At 47.6% G+C, this 24,116-nt stretch carries 17 protein-coding genes, 1 tRNA gene and 3 pseudogenes; 7 read left to right on the plus strand and 14 right to left on the minus strand.

From position 1 onward, the window contains the following. Positions 1 to 184: 184 nt before the first annotated feature. Together KGF88_RS10495 and cydB are read left to right on the plus strand one after the other, a co-directional pair. Positions 185 to 1,579 (plus strand): cytochrome ubiquinol oxidase subunit I, encoded by a 1,395-nt coding sequence (locus KGF88_RS10495; RefSeq protein ID WP_153827045.1) that lies wholly within the window; start codon positions 185 to 187, stop codon positions 1,577 to 1,579. A 3-nt stretch (positions 1,580 to 1,582) separates the two neighbouring features. Further along, the gene (cydB, locus tag KGF88_RS10500; protein ID WP_153827044.1) at positions 1,583 to 2,584 is read left to right on the plus strand and encodes a cytochrome d ubiquinol oxidase subunit II; all 1,002 of its coding nucleotides are present in this window, start codon (positions 1,583 to 1,585) and stop codon (positions 2,582 to 2,584) included. A 102-nt stretch (positions 2,585 to 2,686) separates the two neighbouring features. Here the strand turns inward: cydB and KGF88_RS10505 are convergent, their stop codons facing one another. Continuing rightward, complete coding sequence (locus KGF88_RS10505; RefSeq protein ID WP_153827043.1) at positions 2,687 to 3,190, minus strand: TIGR00645 family protein; 504 nt, start codon at positions 3,188 to 3,190, stop codon at positions 2,687 to 2,689. A gap of 108 nt (positions 3,191 to 3,298) precedes the next feature. Further along, entirely contained in the window at positions 3,299 to 3,730 is a 432-nt protein-coding gene (locus KGF88_RS10510; protein WP_110076762.1) for a YqaA family protein, read from the minus strand. A gap of 144 nt (positions 3,731 to 3,874) precedes the next feature. Between KGF88_RS10510 and KGF88_RS10515 the strand changes: the two genes are divergently transcribed. Together KGF88_RS10515 and KGF88_RS10520 are read left to right on the plus strand one after the other, a co-directional pair. After that, a tRNA-Arg gene (locus KGF88_RS10515) sits at positions 3,875 to 3,951 on the plus strand. Positions 3,952 to 4,128: 177 nt separating this feature from the next. Further along, positions 4,129 to 7,020 (plus strand): UvrD-helicase domain-containing protein, encoded by a 2,892-nt coding sequence (locus KGF88_RS10520; RefSeq protein ID WP_257119927.1) that lies wholly within the window; start codon positions 4,129 to 4,131, stop codon positions 7,018 to 7,020. Positions 7,021 to 7,090: 70 nt separating this feature from the next. Here the strand turns inward: KGF88_RS10520 and KGF88_RS10525 are convergent, their stop codons facing one another. The 4 genes and pseudogenes from KGF88_RS10525 to KGF88_RS10540 form a co-directional block, all read right to left on the minus strand. Continuing rightward, complete coding sequence (locus KGF88_RS10525) at positions 7,091 to 7,459, minus strand: hypothetical protein (RefSeq protein ID WP_153827042.1); 369 nt, start codon at positions 7,457 to 7,459, stop codon at positions 7,091 to 7,093. Positions 7,460 to 7,556: 97 nt separating this feature from the next. Continuing rightward, positions 7,557 to 7,844 (minus strand): annotated as a pseudogene (locus KGF88_RS10530) (transposase); the annotation flags it as partial. Positions 7,845 to 7,872: 28 nt separating this feature from the next. Continuing rightward, positions 7,873 to 9,023, minus strand: a pseudogene (locus KGF88_RS10535) (IS3 family transposase). A 61-nt stretch (positions 9,024 to 9,084) separates the two neighbouring features. Continuing rightward, positions 9,085 to 9,411: pseudogene (locus KGF88_RS10540) on the minus strand (transposase); the annotation flags it as partial. A gap of 179 nt (positions 9,412 to 9,590) precedes the next feature. Between KGF88_RS10540 and KGF88_RS10545 the strand changes: the two are divergent. Genes KGF88_RS10545 through bcsG form a run of 3 tightly spaced genes read left to right on the plus strand, consistent with a single transcriptional unit; the run spans position 9,591 to position 12,919 of the window. Then, a complete protein-coding gene (locus KGF88_RS10545) occupies positions 9,591 to 11,138 on the plus strand; it encodes a BcsE family c-di-GMP-binding protein (RefSeq protein ID WP_153827246.1) in 1,548 nt (515 codons plus the stop codon). 1 nt (position 11,139) lies between these two features. Then, complete coding sequence (locus tag KGF88_RS10550) at positions 11,140 to 11,289, plus strand: hypothetical protein (RefSeq protein WP_153827245.1); 150 nt, start codon at positions 11,140 to 11,142, stop codon at positions 11,287 to 11,289. 22 nt (positions 11,290 to 11,311) lie between these two features. Beyond that, positions 11,312 to 12,919, plus strand: a complete 1,608-nt coding sequence (gene bcsG, locus KGF88_RS10555) for a cellulose biosynthesis protein BcsG (RefSeq protein ID WP_153827244.1) — start codon at positions 11,312 to 11,314, stop codon at positions 12,917 to 12,919. A 93-nt stretch (positions 12,920 to 13,012) separates the two neighbouring features. On the opposite strand, the gene KGF88_RS10560 is transcribed toward bcsG, so the two are convergent. From KGF88_RS10560 to KGF88_RS10595, 8 genes are all read right to left on the minus strand, one after another. Beyond that, complete coding sequence (locus tag KGF88_RS10560; RefSeq protein ID WP_153827243.1) at positions 13,013 to 13,198, minus strand: hypothetical protein; 186 nt, start codon at positions 13,196 to 13,198, stop codon at positions 13,013 to 13,015. A gap of 330 nt (positions 13,199 to 13,528) precedes the next feature. Continuing rightward, on the minus strand, positions 13,529 to 15,916 hold the full coding sequence (locus tag KGF88_RS10565; protein ID WP_162014624.1) for a cellulose synthase subunit BcsC-related outer membrane protein: 2,388 nt from the start codon (positions 15,914 to 15,916) through the stop codon (positions 13,529 to 13,531). Then, on the minus strand, positions 15,903 to 17,093 hold the full coding sequence (bcsZ, locus tag KGF88_RS10570) for a cellulose synthase complex periplasmic endoglucanase BcsZ (protein WP_153827241.1): 1,191 nt from the start codon (positions 17,091 to 17,093) through the stop codon (positions 15,903 to 15,905). The genes KGF88_RS10565 and bcsZ overlap by 14 nt, the downstream gene beginning before the upstream one ends. Positions 17,094 to 17,105: 12 nt before the next feature. Continuing rightward, positions 17,106 to 19,337, minus strand: coding sequence for a cellulose biosynthesis cyclic di-GMP-binding regulatory protein BcsB (gene bcsB, locus KGF88_RS10575; protein WP_153827240.1), 2,232 nt, complete (start codon positions 19,335 to 19,337; stop codon positions 17,106 to 17,108). Next, positions 19,334 to 21,895: a UDP-forming cellulose synthase catalytic subunit gene (bcsA, locus tag KGF88_RS10580; protein ID WP_153827239.1), complete on the minus strand. Its 2,562-nt coding sequence runs from the start codon at positions 21,893 to 21,895 to the stop codon at positions 19,334 to 19,336. Before bcsA ends, bcsB begins: the two co-directional genes overlap by 4 nt. After that, positions 21,895 to 22,608, minus strand: coding sequence for a cellulose synthase operon protein YhjQ/BcsQ (locus KGF88_RS10585; RefSeq protein WP_162014623.1), 714 nt, complete (start codon positions 22,606 to 22,608; stop codon positions 21,895 to 21,897). The genes bcsA and KGF88_RS10585 overlap by 1 nt, the downstream gene beginning before the upstream one ends. 448 nt (positions 22,609 to 23,056) lie before the next feature. Next, complete coding sequence (locus KGF88_RS10590) at positions 23,057 to 23,668, minus strand: putative adenosine monophosphate-protein transferase Fic (protein ID WP_153827237.1); 612 nt, start codon at positions 23,666 to 23,668, stop codon at positions 23,057 to 23,059. Further along, positions 23,658 to 23,810, minus strand: a complete 153-nt coding sequence (locus KGF88_RS10595; protein WP_162014622.1) for a hypothetical protein — start codon at positions 23,808 to 23,810, stop codon at positions 23,658 to 23,660. The genes KGF88_RS10590 and KGF88_RS10595 overlap by 11 nt, the downstream gene beginning before the upstream one ends. Positions 23,811 to 24,116 lie beyond the last annotated feature (306 nt).

Here is a 24,116-nt window from a genome sequence, read left to right on the forward strand (position 1 = left end):
TGTACCCCTTTCTTTATCAAGAACCTAGTCTTTGGCCTACTTTTTGTATGGCTGGCATTAGAAATAGTCCTAGTAAATCCAGGTTTTTTATTTCGCATATGCCTAAATTAATACTATACTCATCTTGTTGTAACACCATGTGAGTAGCGTTTGACTCAACAGAAAACATAACGAGGTCAAGAACATGCTAGAAAGTTGGTTCTCGCAAGCTGATGCAGTCTTATTAGCTCGCTTTCAGTTTGCCTTTACAGTGGCATTCCACATCATATTCCCCGCCTTTACGATTGGTCTTGCAAGTTTTCTTGCCGTGCTAGAAGGGCTTTACCTTAAAACTCGCAATCCGGTCTACCAGAAGCTCTTTCGATATTGGGTGAAGATCTTTGCCGTAGCCTTCGGTATGGGCGTGGTTTCTGGCATTGTGATGAGCTATCAATTTGGTACCAACTGGGCCGTATTCTCAGATAAAGCAGGACCAGTTATTGGCCCACTCATGGGCTACGAGGTACTCACCGCTTTCTTCCTTGAAGCTGGGTTTTTAGGGGTGATGCTATTTGGCATGAACAAAGTAGGAGAGCGGCTGCACTTTTTTGCCACCTTGATGGTAGCCGTTGGAACTGCCATTAGCGCATTCTGGATTTTGTCAGTAAACAGCTGGATGCAAACACCTGCTGGATTTGCTATGAATGAACAAGGCCAATTTATTGTTACAAGTTGGTTTGAAGCTATTTTTAATCCTTCATTTCCATACCGTTTAGCGCACATGTTACTTGCCGCCTATTTAACCACAGCCTTTGTGGTAGGCGCAGTTGGTGCTTGGCACTTACTCAAAGATAGTACCTCGGCCAGCGCTAGAAAAATGTTCTCGATGGCTATGTGGATGGCATTAATTGTGGCACCACTACAAGTGTTTGTTGGCGACTTGCACGGCCTTAATACGCAAGAGCACCAACCGGCCAAAGTAGCCGCTATGGAAGGCCACTTTGAAACCCAAAGTAACGCCCCTCTGTACCTGTTTGGACTTCCTAATCAGACCACAGCTGAAGTGGATTACGCGGTAAAAATACCGGGCCTAGCTAGCCTCATATTACAGCACGATATTAATGCTGAAGTTACCGGTTTGGACCAATTCCCTCGAGACGAGTGGCCACCAGTAGCAATCGTGTTTTGGGCCTTTAGAATCATGGTCGGCATCGGTGTGTTAATGATGCTTATCGGTCTCTGGTCTGGGTTCCAGCGTCTACGTGGCGGCCTTTACCAGAGCAAAATGCTGCATCGTAGTGCTGTCTTGATGGGGCCACTAGGGTTTGTAGCTGTTATTGCCGGCTGGGTTGTCACCGAAGTAGGCCGACAACCTTGGGTCATTCAAGGCCTCTTAAGAACATCTGAGGCTGTCTCTCCTGTCGATGCGGTTGGAGTCGGCGCTAGCTTGCTAGCTTTTATTATCGTGTACTTTTTAGTCTTCGGTGCTGGTACCGTTTATATCTTAAGAAAGATGGCCGGCGATCCCGAGCATACCCACATACCTGATTATGCTCGTATCCCAATGGCTGCAGAACGTCTCTACCACGAGGAGAAATAAGCAATGGATTACGCATTAATTTGGGCTGCACTTATCTCGATCGCGGTATTCGCATATGTAGCTCTTGATGGTTTTGATTTGGGTATTGGGCTCTTGTTTCCATGGTTTACAAACGAGCAACATCGTGACCGTATGGTCAATACTGTTGCGCCGGTATGGGATGGCAATGAAACTTGGCTGGTCCTTGGTGGTGGTGGCCTACTCGCGGTTTTCCCGCTGGCTTATTCGGTGCTGTTACCAGCTCTTTACATGCCCGTTATTGCCATGCTCCTAGGCTTGATTTTTCGTGGCGTTGCCTTTGAGTTTAGATTTAAGAGCCGCAATAACAAACATTGGTGGGACCGCTCTTTTATGCTTGGGTCCGCAGTTGCTGCGTTTAGCCAAGGAGTGATGTTAGGCGCCATGCTACAAGGTATTGATGTCACCGATCGAGCCTACTCAGGCGGATGGTTTGACTGGCTAAGCCCATTTACTATTTTTGCAGGCATTGCGGTATGTATTGGCTATATGCTGCTTGGCGCCACTTGGTTAATTATGAAAACCGATGGCCAATTACAAGGCCGAAGTTTTTCATTAGCTCGTAACTTATCGTTACTCATGATTCTTGCAATAGCAGCCGCAAGTATTTATCTGGTATCAACTTATGGGCAAGTCGCTGATAGATGGTTAACGTGGCCGACCTCCGCTGGTTTGTGGTTGTTACCTTTTGCCTTAGCTATAGTCGGCGGCGGACTCCTAACAGCACTTAACAAGAAACGTGAGGGAGCTCCATACCTCTGGGCTTTAGGAGTATTTTTAATTGCTTTTATTGGTTTTGCGGTGAGCATCTTCCCTTATCTTATCCCCTTTGAAATCACCTTATGGGAAGCCGCAGGACCAGATAATAGCCTATCGTTCCTGCTCGTAGGCGCAGTCATTCTAATTCCTATTATTTTTGCCTACACTGGTTATACCTATTGGGTATTCAGAGGAAAAACCAGTGAGGATTCTGGATATCATGAATAAACCACCAACTAAGTTACGACAGTGGCTCTGGTTTATTGGTCTTTGGGCTGCCGGGGTGATCACTATCACCCTGGTAGGCCTTCTGATTAGAGCGGCAATTCTTTAATCGGAGTTTTTCTCTTTTCGAGTTAATCTATCTAAATAACCCATGGCAAAAGCAGAGCCAACAAAAGTTAAGTGCATCAACACGTACCACTTGATGGTTGGCTCATCCATGTTTTGCGCGTTCATAAACACTTTCAATAAATGAATAGAGGAAATAGCAACAATAGATGCAGCTACTTTATTCTTTAAACCACCTGAATCAATTTTTCCTAACCAAGCTAACTTCTCAGTGTCGTTATTAATATTGAGTGTCGAAACGAAGTTTTCGTAACCACTCAACATCACCATCACTAACAATCCTCCAACCAATGCAATATCGATTAAGGTTAGCGTTAACAAAATAAGGTCAACTTCTTTGATCGTTAGAATGTCTGGAAAAACATGTATAAGCTCCTGAAAGAACTTAATCCCCAGCAGCAACACCGCCAAGCTCAAACCAAGATAAATAGGTGCCAGCAACCAACGTAAGCTATACATTAAATTTTCTAAAAAACGTTCCATGAATATCTCAGAAAGTAAGGGTTCAACAAGAGGAACATCATACCAAGGTTAGCATTCACCGCTAAATTTTTTTTAATCTACCGATGACCTCGACCATCAAGACTGCCGTTAGACCAGCTGAAGCCAAGTATAATTCAAGCCAATAATCAAAACGTAACGCGCTCCTTTACCCAGACTTACAAGCAATAAAAACCAACCGAAACGTAGCCTAAGCATTCCCGCAAACATAGTTAATGGATCGCCCAAAATAGGTAGCCAAGACAATAATAAACTCCACTTACCATAGCGATTAAACCAAGCCTGACCCTGTGCTAGACGAATTTTACTCACCGGAAACCAGCGCTGGTTTTGCCAATGAAGAAAATACCTGCCTAAGCTGTAATTCACACAAGACCCAAGTACATTCCCTAAAGTAGCGACTGCCCACAGTGTTCCGATCGAGTCTGTCTGATTGAGCAAAAGCATCAGAAGCACTTCTGACGAACCAGGCAATAAGGTAGCTGATAGAAATGCTGAGATAAAAAGACTCAAGAACACAATCCACAACCCTCCTTGTACAAAATTCAAACAGGCGAACACGAAAATCTATCATTGCAACTAGTTTACCTGTTACGTTACTGGACATGGGAGTAATAATTCCCTAAAATCCACGCTCGCTGTTTTACCAACAGTACATTCCAATACGCACCCGTAGCTCAGCTGGATAGAGCGCTGCCCTCCGGAGGCAGAGGTCACAGGTTCGACTCCTGTCGGGTGCGCCATTTCTTATAAGGTCTTTACTGATAGTAAACACTAACAAATGTTTCTATGGGACCAAATTGGGACCAATTTATTAGCCCTGATGCGAACCAGGAGCCGCCCCTCCTCTCCCCAACGTGCAAAATTAGCGGTATAGTTACCCACAACGGATGTAAGACATCGCCTACAGCGGGACAATCGTGGCAAGCAACAACGTGGAACAGATAAAGACAATAGAACTGCATCCCAACTGGGTTGGCAAGTTGTTCGGCGACTATACGCAGCTGACCATAGACGCAGACAGCTTTTACATTGAAGAGCGTAATTGCAAGCAAACGTTACTTGGCACCTTCGATGAGCTGGCTACACTACCGACCACCGAAAAAGGACTATTCTGGTCAAGCCTAACCATTACCTTGGTGCCGAATAAACGCTACATTTTTAGCTTTATCACCAACGCAGCACTGACAAACGCGCTGCCAAAAATTCAGCAGCTGTGTTTACCGGCTCTGCAGCAGCGCATATACACAACCTACCAGCAGTTTCAGCAAAACGCGATAAAGCAGTATTTAAGAGACTCCACTATTCCAGCGCTCGAAACTCAACTAAACCATTTGCTGCCACTGGCGAAGGTAACTCAGTTCGAAGCAACAACGCGCCAGCAACTGCAGTTCATGCTTGGCCAAACACCAATTAGTGAACACGCAGATAACTTACGCGAAACGTACGAGAAACGCACATTAGCAACATACCAAAGTTTTTACGACAAGGCCGAAGCCAACCCGCTAACGCACAGTCAACGCTTGGCGGTTATTCGCAACAATGATTTCAACCTCGTACTCGCCGCCGCCGGTACAGGGAAAACCTCTGTGATGGTGGCAAAAGCACTTGATCTCATCGTTAACCACGGCGTGAAACCCCATGAAATTTTGGTGTTAGCTTATAACCGTGCCGCCGCGAACGAGCTGCAAGAGCGCTTCAACAAACGTGCCAAAGCTATAGGCACCGAAACAGAAAACGAAAGCAACACCCCAAGCATCGCCACCTTCCACGCCCTCGGCCGAGCCATACTTAAGCAAGCCAACCACACAGTGCACTTATCCAAATTTACCGATGACCCGAAAAAGCTCAATCAGTGGGTCACGCAATGGCTAATTAACCAACTGAGGGAACTCCTCACCGTACTCGAAAAGCTATTCTCGTTAGTGTTCAAACCGGTAAACCCGTTTGATTTCGAAACCCAAGAAGACTACGAAAATTACGTACGCGACAACGAATACCGCACGCTCAACGGCGAATTAGTAAAAGGCTACCAAGAGCTGATCATAGCCAACTGGCTATGCCGAAATGGCATCGAATACCAGTACGAATCGCCATACAAAAGCAAGCGCCGCATAGCCGAAGGTGTTGATTACAAACCAGATTTTTACTTAACCGAGGCTGATATCTATCTTGAGCATTTTGGCGTCGACAGGCACGGCAAAACCCGGCCCGATATCGACCGCCAAAAATACAATCAAGAAATGGAGTTGAAGCGCAACTTGCACCGCGAATGCGGCACCAAGCTAATAGAGACGTATCATTACGACTGGGTGGAGGGGAAACTTGAGCAGCGGCTCGAGCAGCTGATGCGCGAAAACAACGTAAAACTTCAACCACTAACCGACGATGAGCTGCTCGAAAAACTCAACAACAGCGATCTTATTTCGACCTTAGCCGAGGTGTTATACAAATCGCTGCAGGCCATTCGCACCGAGCAACTCGACGACGAAGGCATCAGTGCGCGTCTAGCCCAGCTCGATAACCAACACGCCAATTGGTGCGCAGCTTTTCTCACGCGCTTGCACGAGTCATACCAACAAGCGCTGCGCGAAGAAAATGCTATCGACTTCGACGACATGATTTTGCAAGCGCAAGCCGTCGTCCAGCAAAACCAATTCAAGCCCAAATGGCGACACATTTTGGTCGACGAATTTCAGGACATTTCCGCCGCTCGACTAGGCCTCGTCAAAACACTCATCAAACACGGGCCGAACCCAACCATGACGGCGGTTGGCGACGACTGGCAGTCTATTTACCGGTTCTCGGGCGGCAAGCTCGAAATCACCACCCGCTTTGGCGAGTACCTAGGCACGCATAGCCTAACCAAACTCGACAAAACCTTTCGCTACAACAACAGCATAGCCGACACCGCTGGCAACTTTGTGATGGAAAACCCTGAGCAATACAAAAAGCAGGTCGAAACCCATACCAAAGTGAGCAGCCCGCAAGTTTACTTGCTAGATTCCCTCATCGCTGACAAGCCCGATCCGGCCGGCAAAGTGGCCAAAATCATAGCTGCCATTCGCGAGCACGCGCCCGACGACAGCATTGCCATCATTTGTCGCTACAATTATTTACTCAACGACGTACGCGAGAACCTAAAGCACGACGCAGAGCTGCAAGACGGCCAGCTGAAGAACATCAACTACTGGACCTTTCACAAATCCAAAGGCCTCGAAGCCGACCACTGTATTTTAGTGGGATTTTTTCAGGGCAAAGTCGGATTTCCGAACGAAAACAAAGGCCACTACATTGTCGAAGCCCTATTGCCGACGCTCGATTCATTTAAACACTCCGAAGAGCGTCGACTATTTTACGTCGGCCTAACGCGCGCCCGTAAAAAGAGCTACCTCGTCGCCGACCCGCATGGTATGTCAGCGTTCATTAAAGAAATACTGACACCCAAATACGATATCGCAATTTCTTCAGAGCGTTTTCGGGAGAAGTTTCAGGAAATATTCAAGTGTCCGAAATGCACCAACGGCTATCTGAAACGCCACCAAGGCCAATATGGCGCATTCTACCGCTGCACCACCGGCAACGGCTGCTCGGTACGCCCGCGAGTTTGCAGCGCGTGCGGCTCACCCACCATCGACCACTGGTTCCATAGCATCTGTAACAACCCCGACTGCCGCGGCGAAACGCCAATTTGCGATAAGTGCGGCCGCCCCATGAAACAGCGCGAAGGCCGCTACGGAAAATTCTGGGGCTGCACCGGCTACGGCATTAAAGACGACCAATGCCGACACACCCGCAAATGGCTGCCTTGAAGATAGGGGTGCAGACCCTGGTCTGGACCAGGGTCTGGAGCGAAGATGATAAACCTTAAACGTTTGTACACTAATCGCATGATTGAGTTTGAAGACCTTGCTCGCGATTAAGTTTTTGTGTTGCCTCGCAAGCCGACCTTGATTGCTTACCTGCACACTCGCTATTGAATCTATCGACCATTGTTTCGTATTTCATTACATTTGTATTGTAAGCGCTTACTTCGCTTTCGCTATAGCTATTAACTATAGTGACGTCTAGTTTTTGGGCTAACCAGTTAGCTTCATTAAATAACTTTACGCACTCTTCCATTTTTTTATCAGATATAACCGAAACAGAGCCTATAGTGCGCTGGCTAGGTGGCATTTTATATTCCTGTTGAGTAACGCCACTGACTGAGGAGAGGAGAAGGCTAAATAAAAGAGTAGTTGTAAGAGTCATCCTGCCCACCTTAAATAAATATTTGCCAGTTAGAAATATAGTAAAGACTTGAATCGTGAGAGTGTAAAAGATTTTGTGTAAATGGCTGGTTTCACTGTTAAATCCGATCCTGATATATAATCTCGAACTGTGCCATCGCTGGCTTCCAGTTGCGTATGGGCATAGTCAACTTTTTTGAAGCCTGATGCAAGGCCAAGTACAGCACCTTCATGACGGCTTCGTCGTTAGGGAACGACCGGCGAGTTTTGGTGATTTTGCGCAGTGACGCATTCAGCGACTCAATGGCATTGGTGGTATAAATGGCCTTGCGTATCTCAACTGGGGAGTCGAAGAACACACTTAAGCGCTCCCAGTTTGCCCGCCATGAGCGACTGATGGTGGGATGATCCGTACCACTAAAAGTGGACACTTTGCTAAGCACTATTTTTTAATTCAAAGTTCTCTGGGCTGAGATAGCCAATAGCACTATGCCTTCTTGTCTTGTTGTAATCAACTTCGATGTACTCAAAGACTGCTCGGCGCATATTTTCTCGATCCATGATGGGCTCGTCCTGCAAGGCTTCGACCTTTAATGAGTGAAAGAAGCTTTCGGCACAGGCATTATCCCAACAATTTCCTTTTCGGCTCATACTCTGAGTAAGTCTATGTTTTTTAATTAAATCTCGATAATCGTTTGAACAATATTGACTACCTCGGTCGCTGTGAACAATGATCCCTTCGGGAAAGCCTCTGCGAAATAAAGCCATTTTCAGAGCATCACACACCAACGTTGCGGTCATTCGGTTACTCATCGACCAGCCAACAACCGAGCGTGAATATAAATCGATGATTACCGCTAGGTACAGCCAGCCCTCACTAGTGAATAAATACGTGATATCGCCAACCCACTTTTGATTCGGAGCTCTTGCCGTAAAATCTTGCTCCAGCAAGTTTGGCGCCACAGGCTGATTGTGCTTACTGTCCGTGGTGACCTTAAATTTACGTGCAGCCTTAGGTACAAGGCCCTGGCGTATCATACTATTGCGAATAGTTTTGATGTCGGGTGTTATGTCGAGCTCTGCCAAATCCACTTGGATACGCCGAGCGCCGCTGCGCTCTTTCGAGTCAATAAATGCCTGCTTAATCGCCTCGTCTCGCTAAATTTGACGCTGCTCTCGAGGACTGACTGTCTGACCATGTTTCCGCCAGGCATAATACCCACTACGCGATACGTTGAGCACGTTCACCATCCGCTTTAAGGTGAATTGATGCTGGTGCTCAAGAATAAACTCAAATCTGGCTATTTTTGGTTCTTCGCGAAGTAGGTAGCCGCCTTTTTTAATATGGCTAGGTCCTCTGCCTGTTCAGCTAATTGACGTTTTAATCGAGCAATTTCAGCGGCTTGCTCTGCTTCTCTGGCGCTCGTGCTAGATTTTTTTTGCGCCGCAGTCCGCCAACTGTACAGCTGGGATTCGTAGACTTTCAGTTCTCTAGCCGCCGCTGCAACGCCTATTCTTTCAGCTAATTTCAGGGCTTCTGCTTTAAATTCTTGTGTGTGGACTTTGCGTGTTTTATTTGCTTTCATGATTCACCTCGTTAAGTGATTTTACTCACTTAGCTCGGTATCCAAAAGTACTGGTACGGATCATTTCTGCTAATGCCAGCTTCAGCGCTTTCTCAGAGCGTAACCCTCGCTCTAAACTACTTGGATAAAAATCCGTGTCGCGGGTTTGCGGTATACTTAAATCGAGCATCCCGAATCGGCTCTGTAGCGACTTTTTCTTATAACCGTTGGTGTAACCTTGGCGCTCTTCTGAACGCTCCCAGGGGCCTGCTCCAAGGTGCCGCTCTCGCTCTAACCGCATGGCTTCATTGAGTAAAATACTGATCGCTTCGGCTGTACCGTCCAAGCCTTGTTCAATCAATAATTCCAAAACATCGCCAATCGATCTATCCTGTATATCGCAGGTCATTGTGGTTCCTCTTTCAATTTACTTTGGTCGGTAAATCAAAAGGATAAACTTTGACCTGCACCTTTTCCAGCTCAGGCGAAATTACAGAAAGAATGATGCACTAACAATTTTTATTAGTTGTTTTTATTTATTTTCGTTTGCTATCATACTAAAAATTATAGATAAAAGACAAACTCGTAATGCTCACGCTGACGAAGCTGGTAAACCATAATGACGACTTCTTACCACCTTTAAACTCAGGTCAGGTACATGCCTTTAGTGCGACAACACACGAGCCTCTCGTTAACATCGTCGCAGTATTGCAACAACAAGCTTCCGTCATCTATCTGTGCGCTGCGGAGGTTAGTGAGCGCGAGCGCCTTTTTGCTCCTTCCGAACCTGTTGCGCAAGCCGAAGTTAAGCTCCGAAAGCGGTTTAACAGCGCTGACTTTTATAGCGGTCTCGATGCGCTGACTGCAGGGCACAAAGTTGTTGTAATGCATTTAAGTACTGAGCCTAGTACCCTCAATGACTTCTTACTAAACGGCGCACAGCTTGTAACCCTAGAGGAATGGGCAGCGAGCGAAGCTAAAATTATTTGTTTGTGCTTTTCCGGTGACTTAACTTCAACATCACTGGAGCAGCAATTAACGCAGCTAGAAAGCCGTTTTCAAAGTTTTAGTAGCTTTTCCCTTGCCCCAAATGGGTTTTGGCTCGAGGTAAACTATTGGTTTCATCGCGGCAAAGTCCGCCAAGACAAATTTCGTATTGTTGCAGGTAGTGAGCACGAATGGACGCTGGACTCAACCAACCCAATGGATGAAGACCACGCTAAGTTGCGATTGGAACAGGCTCCTATTTTTTATCTAAGCAGTGCAGTTACCGGACAAGAGATTGCCCCCGTGGAATGGCAACAACTCCGCTCCGAGCAAGCTGTTTCAACTGCACTCGAGCGTAACAGTGACGACGCAATATTATTGTCCTATTATCGGGGGCAGGATATCGTCACGTTAATGAAAACAATCTTTCAGTTGCGCAGCTATTTTGGCCGCTACCTGCGGATTTATGTGCGCGAATTAGATCAGTCCATCCGTCACACGGATGAACAGCTATTGTTGCAGGCGGGAGCCACTCTAATACTGCCAATCAATTTACGCTTTAGCCAAGTCGTGTCATTGATAGAAAGCTCTGTTGGCTGGCGTTTCTCGCGCTCTTTACCACATAGTTTTGCCGCTTTGCAGGAACAGTTTGTACCCAAAGTTCTGCAGGGCTACACCCCACTCTCCTCATTTGTCCAGCATGTGCGCAGATTAGCTCGTTTAGCCAGTGAACAAAACATTGACTATAGCTTGGTCTTAGGTAAACCGGCACGAGGGTTAAAAGTAGTCGATGTTGTGCAACGCTTTCATCATCGCCGCGGAGGCGACCTGATAAGTAGTGGTGAACGTCTCGTTCCCATTTTTTTATTTGGTTGTCGAGCACAAGACGTCACACACACTTTGGAGTTTTTATTTGGCGCGCCACTCGCTAATGTTTTCGTAAATGATCAACGCATACATACGTTACAGAGTCTCGAGAGTAAGCTTGATGACCTTGAAGCGAGTCACAACAACCTCGATCTAACGGATGCCTTAGTTCAGGCAGAACATACCGAGGAGCGTGCTGACGAAGACTTGTACCGTCGCGTGTTCCCACGGGGGTTCTCGCCACTACATAAGGTAACACCACCTTCAGAGTCGGAGTCGTAACATGCCAGAGTCTCAAGTGATTCAAATTGTGCTCGCGACTTTTGCACTTGGCTTTATTGCCGGCTTGTTGAGCCTCAAGCTCATTAGAATATTCTTAAAACGGGTGCGGCGCCTAACCGCACGATATCGTTATTTTCGCAAACTCAACTAAACCTGATTAATAGAGGATATCAATGGCCGAGCCGAGCCTTTATTGGCGTCATCGAGAAGAATTACTAAACCGTCCCCTTTTTATGTGGCCGGGTCTTAGCGCTTGGGCGTTTTACTTTATCGCCAAGGTAATTCTCTCGTTTCTTGGTTACCTAAATATAGGCATTTGGGACAACCTAGCGATGATGATGCTGTTGGTTTTACCCATGCGAACAACAGCGCTTAAGTGGTTACGCCAGCTCGTAGCCATTCCCGTAGCTATTGGCCTGCTCTATCACGAAAGTTCGTTGCCACCTTTTAGTAGCGTGATTGATCAATGGTCCTCAATTTCGGGTTTCAGCCTTGCCTATATATGGGAATTAGTGACGCGCTCGATAAAGCTTGAGTTCATTATTATTCTTTTGATCGCATGGATCGGCTTTATTTACTTGCAAAACATTATTCGTATGACGGTCGTTGCCTTCGTTGCTGTACTTGCTGCTGCTGGCATGCAACAGCCCAGCGAAAGTGAATTACCAACGCTGCAACCGGCACTAGATATGACTGCAGTAAATACGCCTGACGCTATACAGTTTAACTCTCCAGGTGAAAAGTTAACGGCGTTTTACGAAGAGCAACAAGATTTAATGCTAACGCCAAATCGCCAAACAGCGGCTGATTTTGATATTTTACTCATCAATATCTGCTCCATGGCTTGGCAAGATCTTCAAAGTGCTAATTTACAGTCACATCCGTTAATTTCTAATGCTCATATACTGTTGCGCAATTACAACAGTGCTAGCTCTTATTCGGGCCCGTCTGCCTTACGCTTATTGCGCGCAAGCTGTGGCCATCGCCCGCATCAACAACTGTTTACAAACAGCCCTCAATGTCTTGTTAGTCAGCAACTTGCGAAGCTAGGCTTCACACCCGAAGTCCTCCTCAACCACACCGGTGAGTACGATGACTTTAAAGGTTTGCTACAGCAATTTGGCGGAATGCCTGAGCCCACGTTAAACGCAAGCGCCCCGGTAAGCATGACGGGCTTTGATGGGAGCCTAATTAAATCGGACGGCACCATCCTTAATAATTGGTTATCAGCGAGTTCTGACACCACTACACGCTTCACGTTTTATAACACCTTAACGTTACATGACGGCAACCGTGTTCCCGGATTTAACGGCAACAGTCTCGAAAGTTACGCATTACGCACAGCCAATTTACTCGATGAGATTTATCAATTACAAGAAGCTATTAAAGCCTCGGGGCGTCGTGTATTGCTCATTGTAGCTCCCGAACACGGTGCCAATTTGCAGGGAGATGCGTTACAACTTCCCGGCTTACGTGAAATACCAACCCCGCCTGTGACCCACGTTCCGGTCATGATATCCCTATTTGGCGAAGGGTTTGAAGCTCCCCAAGAACAACTGGTTGTCGAGCGAAAAACTGGCCCGACAGCTATCACCAGTGCGATATTTTCGGTTCATGAACAGCAACCGTTTTCCAATGCTTCGTTCTCGCTAAACAAGGTCGCAGAGCAATTGCCATCTACAGAGTGGGTTGCCGAGAACAAAGATATTAAAGTCATTGATTATAAAGATAGATTTTGGCTCAAAGTCAAAGAGCGTAATTGGTTGCCCTACAAGGAATAGAGGCTTCCGTTAACGACGAAAAAACCCCGAGGGCAAGCGCGGCCACACGGGGTTACGGGAGATTGTCGAGCGACGGAGTGTTAAGCTTCAGACTTAACCGTCAGTGGTTGAGACGTTGATTTGCATACCACTGGCTTGTGACATCAATGCGCTATTCACATTCGCAGTGATAGCTGAGTCACTGATGTGGTCACCAGTTTGCTCCATACCCTGCTGCTGCGTGGTTTCCGGATCTTGCAAAGTGGTCGCAAAATCGGCTGCTTGCTTCCCTGTAGTCATAGCACTAACCTCCATGTTGATGCTCCAAGTCTAGCCCATAGCTACGCAGCCTGCGCTGCTGCTAGAATGACGCATTGTCGCTTTTCTACCTCATGAAACATACCTGCATCCTATCCACCGCAATCAAACGCACGTGCATTTAATTTGACGCAAACCTGAATTAACTTAGCAATTGCGTACTCTCTCGTACGCAGACGTTACCGATTAGCCAGATGATGAAAAGATGTCGGTCACCTGAAGCAAACGTGGTGCAACATTTTCAAATCGTGTCAAAAATAATGCGGAAAATGTCCATTGCCATGCTTTTTTGCTCCTAAAACCAATTCTATTTTAGTCCCACCATGGCTGGCTCACATAGCGTTGAGGCGGGTATGGTGGTCGATTAGGTGCGCGACGTGAACCTCCAAAGTCGTAGCGCAAGTACAGCGTAAAGTTGTTCGGATCGTAGAACTCGGAACGCTCCAGCAACGCAGCTACACCGATATACCAATGGTTCGTAACTTGGTATTCAAGCGTTGCACTCAGACTTCTGCCAAAGCCACCGCCTTCACCTCCTTCAAACACAGGCGTGATGCCTGTCTGCTCGGTCAGCGCAAGAGCTTCCTCTTGAAGCTCAGGATGTGCCGGGAAAAAGTCTGCGGCGTGTAAGCGCGACTCGGATTGCCCGAACGATGCGCGCACGTGGTAAGAAAAACGACCAAGACGACCATAGATACTCAGCGGTATACTTAGCGAGAAATAGTTTTTGGGGCTGTAATAGCCGCCTTGCCCATAGGTGGTCTGACTTTGATCGTTATCAAATCCCCAAGTCAGTGCGGTAAGGCCACTGTCAAAGGCTAATGCTTCAGTGTCATAAAAGGTCTTATAAACACCCGTATAAGCATACCAGCGCTGGTTCGATTTCACATTAGAGCCAGCATAGCGACTCACGCCCAAATTAGACCACCAGCCCCACCCGGTGCCTTGATCCCAATTAAAGCTGCCCCCCAATGTGGTTTCGACCACGGGTCCCCACTCCCGTGCTGAGAATGGATCTTCGGCTCCAGCAAAGTTGATGAAAGCAGAGGTCAGCACACGACGCTCAACTTCGGCGCCCCAACCAAACTCACCGATATCACCGTCGTAGCCGAGAGAGCCAACCCATTTTGACTCACTGAACCCGATCGGGGATCTGCCAAGGTCGGCGTGCCAGTTTTGCCATTCGACACCTATGCCAACAGCTACACCACTGTCTTTGGCCTCAGGCCACAGCCCCGTTGGGCAGCTATCGTCACACAAAAGTCCGGTTCCAAAGCGCGGTCGCCAGTAGCTGTCGCTCAAATCCGCCGCTCCGGCGTTGACCTTAGTCGGCTCGATTTGTACAAACCAACGGTTTTCTTGCTCACTGCCAAAGCTTGAGCTGTAGCGTAGCATCCACGTCTTCGCTTCCAGTGAGCTGATGCCTGGCGTGCTATCACGATCAGCTAGGTTATACCCGAGCCAGAGGTAACGTTCCGCATTGCTATTCTGGCGTTGCGGCTGTTCGCTCGATTCCTCAGCCGCAGCCAATACCGCCTCCGCCGCAGCAACTACTTCCGCTTCAGCTTGCGCTGCCCTTGCGGTTAAACGCTCGAACAAAGCCACTACACCGTCGCCTTTGTCTTCGGCAAGCACCTGGCGAGCAAGCACTAATGCTTCATCCTCACGGTCAAGTTTTTCCAAAATCAAAGCATAGGCAAAGCGCGCATCGGTGGACTTATTTTCTGCAATCAATTGCTGCATTTCTAGTTCAGCTTTGCCAGGCTGTCCCGCTTCTATAGCAGCCACCGCACTATCAAATGCGGCCCATGGATCAGGTAGTACCGGAGCTTCGGGTTCGGGCGTTACCTGCGGTTGTGCATCGCCGGTCACTTGCTGCTCTGGCACCACTTCATTCTGGCGTGCCAGGAGAAGTTTTCGATACCGTGCAATCTCACTATGTTTAGGGTAATAGCCGGCAAGATGATTAACTTCTCTTAGCGTTGCGGCATCAGGTGTTAAACTAGGAAACGCGCGCAGCCAGAGACTTAAAGCTTGTTCACCATAGAACGGGTTTAGACTCAAATCGGTCAATCGGGCTAAAACCTCAGGCTCGACCGCATCAATCGCCACTTGATGGCCGATAATCGCCAGTTCAAGCTCTGCTGCTTCAGGGTACCACGATCGCAGTTGGCGCAGGCCGCCGATGGCTTGCTCGCGACTCTGGGCATTGCCAATGACATCCCAGTATAAAATCGCCGTACTGAGGGTTATCGGGGGCTCGGGATAAAGAGCACGTAATAGCCGCTGCGCTTCGTCGTAGCGACCAGCAAAATAGTACAACTCCACTTGCGCTAGTGTTTGCTGTTGCTCAGCCGACAACTGCATTCTTTCTGCGACTCGGCGCGTCGCAATATGATTAGGTGCTTGCCGCTGTAACCTTTGCCATAAGCTCTGCACGTCCCCAATACGCTCCTCTGCAAGTGCACCATAAATAGCCAACTCTAGTAAGTGGGGATGCTCGGGGGCAACACGCATCAGTTGCGCCATGACCTCTTCAAGTTGCACGTTTTGCTTGCGATGATTCCAAAGTTGTAGTCGCTCTTCGACAAGGCTGCGTGAACGCTCAAATAGGCGTTGATCCACCAGCTCAACTTGGCTAACAGGCTGCGTGTTCTGCCAAACCATCAGCGCGAGGGTAATCGATTTACTCAATAACATGCACACACTCCGGATTGCTCCAATCCGTTTGTAGGTTGCCGAAAGCATCAAAGTTCAAGCAACCTTGGTCCGCGCCTACGCCGTAGAGCAGGAGCATGGTGTCATAATAATTGTCGGCATAGGCTGCTGGATTCATCGCTACGATACGTTGCCGCTCAGCAGTTGCTAGCTGCGGCGCAAGTTGGCCGAGTAGCGGTAAAACTGCTGCCGAAAACCCTATTGGCCCCTGCTCCGAATAACTTCCGGTCAGCCAATCAGTATGCAGCGCCATACTTCCCAAATCTTCAATTGCAGTCGGCACGCCATAAAACGACGAGAGCTGAGCCTTAACGTTAGCGTCATGTTTAGCCGCCAATGCCCACCAGTAATACGCGCGAATAGCGTCGTAATCAGCCTCAGCTTGCTGCGTATCCGCAAGCTCACCACTGTTTTTGAGAACAATCCAGTCACTGGCAAACCCATGCTGGTGATAATTTAATAACGCGATTGCGCCGTCATACACCTGTTGCCACTCGGCATGTCCTAACTCTGTGGCAAAGTTCTTCAATAGCGGCAACGCGTAATAACTTAGGTTTAGCTTTAGGGTCTCTGCTGCGCCATCTACAAAACCATAGTAACCAGGCAGCAGCCAGCGGTGGGAGCCAACGATTTGAACTTCACGTTCTAAGATGAGCCAGGCTAAACGCTCGCCTAAGGCTTGATAACGAGGCGCTTGCCATAGTTTGCCGGCCTGCAGAAGTGCGTAAGCAAGAATAACATCGGCGTCACTTGCCGAATTATCATCGAGAACTCGCCACTGTCCGTCATCAGCTTCTCCCCACAGCCATGCGGGTAGATGGGTGGTTAAATCCCCCTGAGCCAAATTATTCTCGGTCCATTCAAGTAGCTTTGCAAACAGCGCTTCATCATTTGCCACAAGCGCAAATAACATCGCGTAGCTTTGCCCTTCAGAGGTACTGATGCGGCGCGAATCACTGTAATCAATAACTCGCCCTTGATTATCGACAAACTTTTCGACCAGCCGCTGATAATGGCTCTGAAATACCAATGCATCAGCTTTTGATGGCATCGCCACCTTTTGTGGTACCTGTTGTGCTGGGCTGTTATCCTCAGCCTTACCACAACCGACAAGTAACCAAGCCCAAGCTATTGCTAGCGAATATTGCACTATTTTCATTGCAGCCGACTCCTATTGACGAACTCTGACCTTGGCGACAAACAATCGGTAGAGTGCAATAACAAGAACTAGCAATGCCAATAAGGCCAACACAGTTACCAACACAGGGTATTTAGCTAAGTGGTACATCAAACGATTCCACCAACTTAGATTACCAACATAGTAGTCGCTCTGAGGCTCAAATGAACTAACCCGCGCAGGTGTCAGCACGGCCAAGAAGCCTGTCATTTGATTCGACAGTATGTCACTTGTTAACGCTTCTCGATAACGACTCAGATAGCTATCGGTCGTCGAAGTCACGGCAACAACCGAGCGCTGCTCTGCAAATGGCGATTGGAAACCCACGACCGCTGCGCTTGGACCACTGTTTCTAAGCGCTAATTGAGGGCTATATAACAACTGCTCACGACCCGTCAAACGTTGTCTTTCAACCTGACGATCAAGTTGTGCTGTGCCATAAGTTTGTAGAAAGCTTTGCAAACTATCGCTGCCGAGTAACAATATATCCTTCTCGGTGGTATCAGGTAAATCATCAGCGCTGATAAGCTGCAATTGGGTCGCTGGATACCCAGTGGCACCACTCAATTTTGCCAGCGTCATAAGTAGGGTTACATACAATTCGCTACTAAGGCGCTCCGGTACAACCACCAGCGACTGTGATAAGTCATCCCATCGGGTAAATGGATAGCCCGTCTTCATAAACAACTGCACATCAGGTAGCGCGACGTAATTATCGTAACCACGCAAATCAATAGTCGAATTACCATCGATAACCCCTTGCGAGTTCAATAACGGCGGCGTACTACAAACGTCACTCACATTGCCAAAATCGAACCGGAATTCCATGCTGTTGACAGCGCCTAAGCGAAACGAAGGCAAGGTCACATTATCTTCCTCAGGGAGGAGCGAACCCGATAAAATCGGAATGCGCAAACGCTCTTCGGTATTTTCGCTGCCGCTATCGTTCAAGTCGAAAGCTTTAACAAACTCGTTGTTTATGCTCACTAACATGCGACTTTCATCTTCCGTTAACGGTGGCGTGTAACGAAAGCGCAAATCCAATGGAATGCCATTACGTTGCCAAATAAACAAGTCCGGTGGTAGACGCAGTTCTACGTTCACTGGTGCCGTGTTACGCGCAGAGCGCTGCAGCTCGCTTGGGTGATCAACAAGCTCACTTATCTGCACGGGTCTTTGCGTTGACACCCAACGGGGTGCTTGATAAGCCTCGCGCGGCTCGATAGGCTGTGGATTTACGACCACCCTATCGCCACTCATGGTCTGATTGCTCAACACAAAAGTACTCACCGTGGCACGTAGTTGTTGTTCATCGGGAGCTGCGATCAGAAGCAACTTATAAGCCGGATAAGCGGGATTAGGAATCACCCTGATCGTGGGTGCATCCACTTTTTCTAAATTATGGAATGGGCGCGGTCGCTGCGCATTCGTTAACGTCATAATGGCATGATCTCGCGGCCACTGCTGACGCCATTCATGATCTTGCAGAAGACTACCAATCGCTGGCTCAACGTCGAAGTGCTCGACAGTTACAGCACGCCAATCGGCCGCCTGACCAAAATAACTTGCGAGCACCGCATGCGCTTCGGCTGTCGCTAAGTTTGGCACCCCGAAACTGACAAAGTTTAGGTTCACTGCGCTAAAGTCATTGCGGTCAAACCAAGGCTCTGGGAAATAGGACAACTCGTTTGCCACGCGAAGCTGCTGGTAATCGAGCGTTAGCGTACTGTCGTCTAAAAATTCAATCCACGCTGCGGGCGATGCCAAAGTACATTGCCCATTAAAAACCTCGCTGATTAACTCTAGGCGTAATTGGTTGTAGCTAGTGAATAACCGCGGGTCGATGTTAAAGCTGCGTTGCTGAACCGTATTCGCCATACTTTTTTGCAGTGGCACAGTGCCAATAACTTCTTGATTCATGCTGACGCGGAGTTGACTTACGGTATCGACCATCGCCGGCGAGATCATGAAAGCCAGATCCAGCTCAGCTCCCTCAACCACACGATCATAGCGACCGCCGAAGCCAATAGTCATCTCTGGACGCAAACCATCAATGCGCAGTTGCTGTGCGTTCGCTGCCGCGTTAAGTGAATAATCCTCTTGCCAGCGTGGCAGTAGTTGCCACTCTTCAAGCTCATCAACAGATGTTGCTTGTTGAGCTTGTACGGGACTGCCCCCGACAATCAATGTCAGCAGTAACAATGGCAAAGTCCAAGACATATTCATCCTTCGTTCCTCGTTATGGGTGAGCGCGGCAATAGACTTCGAAAAATACGCCACCCTTTACCTAATAAATTCGCTACTGACCTCATCCGCGGGGCCATATGTAAAAACAGATGTTGATACCCTTTAATACCGATACCAACAACTTCTCGTAAACTTTGAATCGGTCTGTCGACACTATCTTCCGGGCGCCAACCTAACCACGCATCGGCTCGAGCAAAGGTTGCCCGTAAAAACGCTCGCTCTTGCTCATAGGAGTCAAACAGCACTCTGGTCCCCACACTTTGTCCGCGCCGCGATTTGATATGAAGCTTTACAGCGGTTTGTTGAGAACCGTCGTGCAGGATAAGGTGAACGATTTCGCCTTCGCGTAGCAACAGTCCCTTGGGCAACTCTAACCCCACCCCGGCATGAGAGAAGTCGGTCATGGTAACTTGATACATGCGCTCTTCATTATCAACGATGGTGACCGCTTGTTTTACGTTAATACGGTGCGCCTGTCTTACTTGCTTGGCCTCTTCAGCCACAGCCACAGCGCCGCCCAATAAAATGAGGTTGTAAATCACCCAAAAGAGATTCAAAACAACCGTCAAATACTCATCTTTCGGTCCGTCGTAAAGGCGCCAAACGCCAAAACCAAAACAAAGGAAGCTGAGACTGATTAAAGTGATATAGGGCCAAGATATTCGCCAATCAAAAAAAGAGCGTTCGGTAACACCGCCTTTTTGCGTAACATTAAACTTGCCATGCTTGGGCGAAATTAAGGCGACGGTTGTGGGGCGTAATATGTACCAAGCTAAAACGGTTTCATACATTTCAGCCCAAAAGGAGTGACGAAACTTTCCATGTGACCGAGAATTAGCTAAATTCGCGTGAACGAGGTGCGGGATCGCATAAATCGCAATCATAATCGCCGGCGCAAATACGATGTAACTATGCAAAAGTAGAAATGCTAAGGGCGCGAGTAAGAATATGACACGTGGAATACCATTTAAAAAATACAACATAGCATTGGCATAACACAGTCGCTGGCCCCAGTTGAGCCCTTTGCCTGTCAGCGGATTATCCAGTCTAAATATCTGTGCCATACCACGCGCCCAACGTATACGCTGACCGATATGCGCCGATAGACTCTCAGTCGCCAACCCTGCCGCCAATGGTATATTCAAGTACGCTGAGTTGTAGCCAAGGCGATGTAACTTTAATGCCGTGTGCGCATCTTCAGTCACAGTCTCGACAGCAATACCACCAACCTCTTCCAGTGGTCCACGTTTAATGACCGCACATGAACCGCAAAAGAACGAAGCATTCCACATGTCATTGCCATCTTGAATAAGCCCGTAAAACAATTCTCCTTCGTTTGGATTCTTGCGGAAGACACGTAAGTTTTTCTCAAACGGATCGGCTGAATAAAAGTGATGCGGCGTTTGCACTAACGCCAGCTTTTCGTCGCGTAAAAACCAACCCATTGTTAGTTGCAAAAAGCCACGCGTCGGAATGTGATCACAGTCAAATATCGCTATGTAATCACCTTTAGAAAAACGCAACGCGTGATTTAAGTTACCCGCTTTTGCGTGACTGTTGTCAGGCCGAGTTAAGTAGGTTACGTCAATGTCATGGCAGAAATCTCGAATTTCATCACGCTTACCATCATCCAGCACATAGACCTTTAACTTCTCTTGCGGCCAATCAATAACTTGCGCCGCCAAAATTGTATGGCGAACGACTGATAATGGCTCATTGTAAGTTGGTATAAACACATCAACGCTCGGCCAACGGCTTAGGTCACTCGGTAACGGTGCAACTTTTCGCTGCAACGGCCACGCTGACTGAATATACCCCAATGTCAGAATGGTCCAGGCGTATACCTCTGCGCTCAGCAAGATAAGTCCGAATATCATGTCGGCGGTGACATCCCAGTTGATGGTTTGCGTGACGCGCCAAAACAAGTAACGTGTACTTACTAATATCGACAAAGTCACCATCAACAATAACGGTATGCGGCCACGAATATTACGTACCCACAACGCGACCGCCCAGAAACATAAAAGCAAGATCCCTTGCGAAGTGGCCTCCATCGGCAGACCGATAATAATTAATGCCGTTACACTTGCAATAATGGTCAACAAAATTCGAAATGGCAGATTCCAACGGGTGGTTTCACTTTGCGCTCGTTGCTGAAAAAATCGTTCAAACCAAAGGGTGGCCCAACGTAAGGGATGTCGCAGGGTTGAGCGTAAGCCTTGTTGGGTTAATTCTACCGGTGTTGCGACAGACCAACCTTGTTGCTGACGTTGTTGCCGCTCTTGCCGTGTTTTTCCAACCACAAGCCACATTGCTTGTAGAACAACTCGGACTACGTCTAAGGGGCCAAGTTGATCCCAACGCACATGCGGAAACCAAAAACGCAAACTACGACGCTCGTTTGTTGCCGAGGCAGATGTCGTTGTAGCACTTACTTGCAGGAACACGACCTCTAAATAAAGGATCACTAGATTCATGCCAGCACGCAGACTGGACTGTCTGCGCCTGAGCTCGCGCCACTGCTGACGAATTAACATTACAATTCTGACTCCGCTGCTTCTTGCAGCCAATGTGCGAGCTCAGCAATATCGGTATTACCTTGTGCTCCCAAGGTATATTCATAAAGAAGCTGTTGCGTTGCTAACGCTTCTGGAATGTGTTGGTCACGATTAATGTAAAGCGGCAACAGCCAATCCGGATCGAGTTCGGCCCGACAGAGATCAAAGATGTCGCGCGGCAATTCAAGGTGAGGGGCTACTTTATTCATAATCGCACGATAGCGAAGCTGTATTGGCCGAGATTCAAACCTTTGCCAACGTTTCAAATTCATATAGCAGCGCGGCTCTGGCTCCAAAACCAGAAGACATGAAGTTTCCTTGGGCAAGTCGATGCTTGGCGCAAAACTGAAGCCTGTGGGTAAGTTAATTAACAGCCAATCAACCTTATACTCTTGCAATTCCTGCAACTGTTGCAAAAGCCGATCAAAACGCTTCTGCTGCTGTTCAGCAGGTTGTTGGTCTTTGTCGACGCCAAAGGGCGCAACGATAACGCCTGACGCAGCTAAAAATGTTTGCTGCAAGTCCATGTCGTCACCGAGCGGCTGCCCGAAGTGTGCGGCAAGATGATTTTGCGCACAACAATCAACAACAGCGACGTGCGCGTCGCCGCTTCGCAGGGCTGCCGCAAGGTTCGCAACTAAAGTCGTTGCACCAGCGCCGCCAACTAGACTCTCCAAGGCAAGTAGCTTCATCCTATTCCTCGCTGACACTGCTGTTAACAGACTCGCCGGTACTGAACAGACGCCACTTTTTGCGAATTGCTTCGACACGTTGCGTCGCAACAGTCTCAACAAATGGTTGCTCATACGAAGGGACAAAGCGGTGCAGATTGCGGATGTCCAGAGCAGTCGTTCTTGCACCTTGTTTAGTTGAACTCAAAACAGCCCTCACTGAAAGTCTAACTTATTGATTACATTTATATATGACCAATATAGCTAGTGTTAATTTTTAGATAAAGCAACAATTTGTCTGTAATTTCCAGTTTACCCTCTGATTTCACCTATTCAGCTCCATCCATGGTCAGGTACTTTTTACCAGAGCTCCATTCGTCCGATATCTCCATAATCACCGCTGTGACTAATCTGAGGCAAGAGGCCTTGTAATCCCCCCAAAAATAGGAGTAGTTATGCGTAGAAAGTGCTAGTACTGATTGAACTCTGCTCTTGTCTTCATGGCGCTCGAAAAAATATCGACAAGTGGCTGAAGATCGAGATTCACACCAGAAACATTGGCATAGACCCACTCTTCCTGCGATATTTCAGGCCACAATACATCATAACCAAGTGCAAATAGCATTTCTTCAAAAAAGAATCGTTGCGCACGCCCATTACCTTCCCGAAATGGATGTAATAAATTAATCTCGCAGTATAAATCAGCCACATCACGCACGAAAACTTCAGGTGTTTTTGCATATTTTAGCAAAGGAATTTGGCGAAATAATCTATCAGCCTCAGTTTTTATTCTTGACGCCGTGCAGAATCGAGTTGCGCCTTTTGAAATATCAATTGTTCGTAACTCGCCAGCCCAATCGTATACATCCTGAAATAAATGCAGATGTAAACGCTGCAGATGCTCGAGTGTGAACTCTTGAATGTCTAATGTCGTGGATGTGTAGGATTTATAACGTAGGGTAGTAAATTCTATTTCGGCAGCGGCTAGAGTTTCCTCATCGCGGATATTGAGCTTGTTAACCAAAACATCGGCGTCCGGATAACAATACGGGTCTTTACCAACGCCGTACTTATCTCGCATATTTACGTTTTAAAGATGCGATAGACTGCTTTTCAGAAGACTCTTTCATTTTAAGGCCTTCATACCCAAGACTGGTTTTGAAGTTCTCAATATTTGGAACAAAGCGCTCTTGTTTATCTGGGCTGTTTTTTGTGCGTTTCATTATCATGTACCCTTATGATGAGTCGCATAAATTATAACCTATGCCACTCGTCTAAGCCATGTCCAATACGGTGGAATTTTTTCCACCTAAAAACTCAGGTTTTTTCGAAGGTTCAGAATTTTTTGTCGCGAGGCAAAGGTCAAAATTTGAAATTTTGGAGTCGGTTTTCTGTGACCAAATTTGTCATTAAACGGTGTCAAAAGTGTCGATTTCGACGCTAAACAAAAAGTCAAAACACCGTTTAATCCCTTGCTACGCCTAGCTTTAACGATTTACCACCGAACCCGTGACTGCCCTCCGGAGGCA

Origin of the sequence: Idiomarina loihiensis, assembly GCF_024584785.1 — a bacterium.
Classification (GTDB): Bacteria; Pseudomonadota; Gammaproteobacteria; order Enterobacterales; family Alteromonadaceae; genus Pseudidiomarina; species Pseudidiomarina fusca.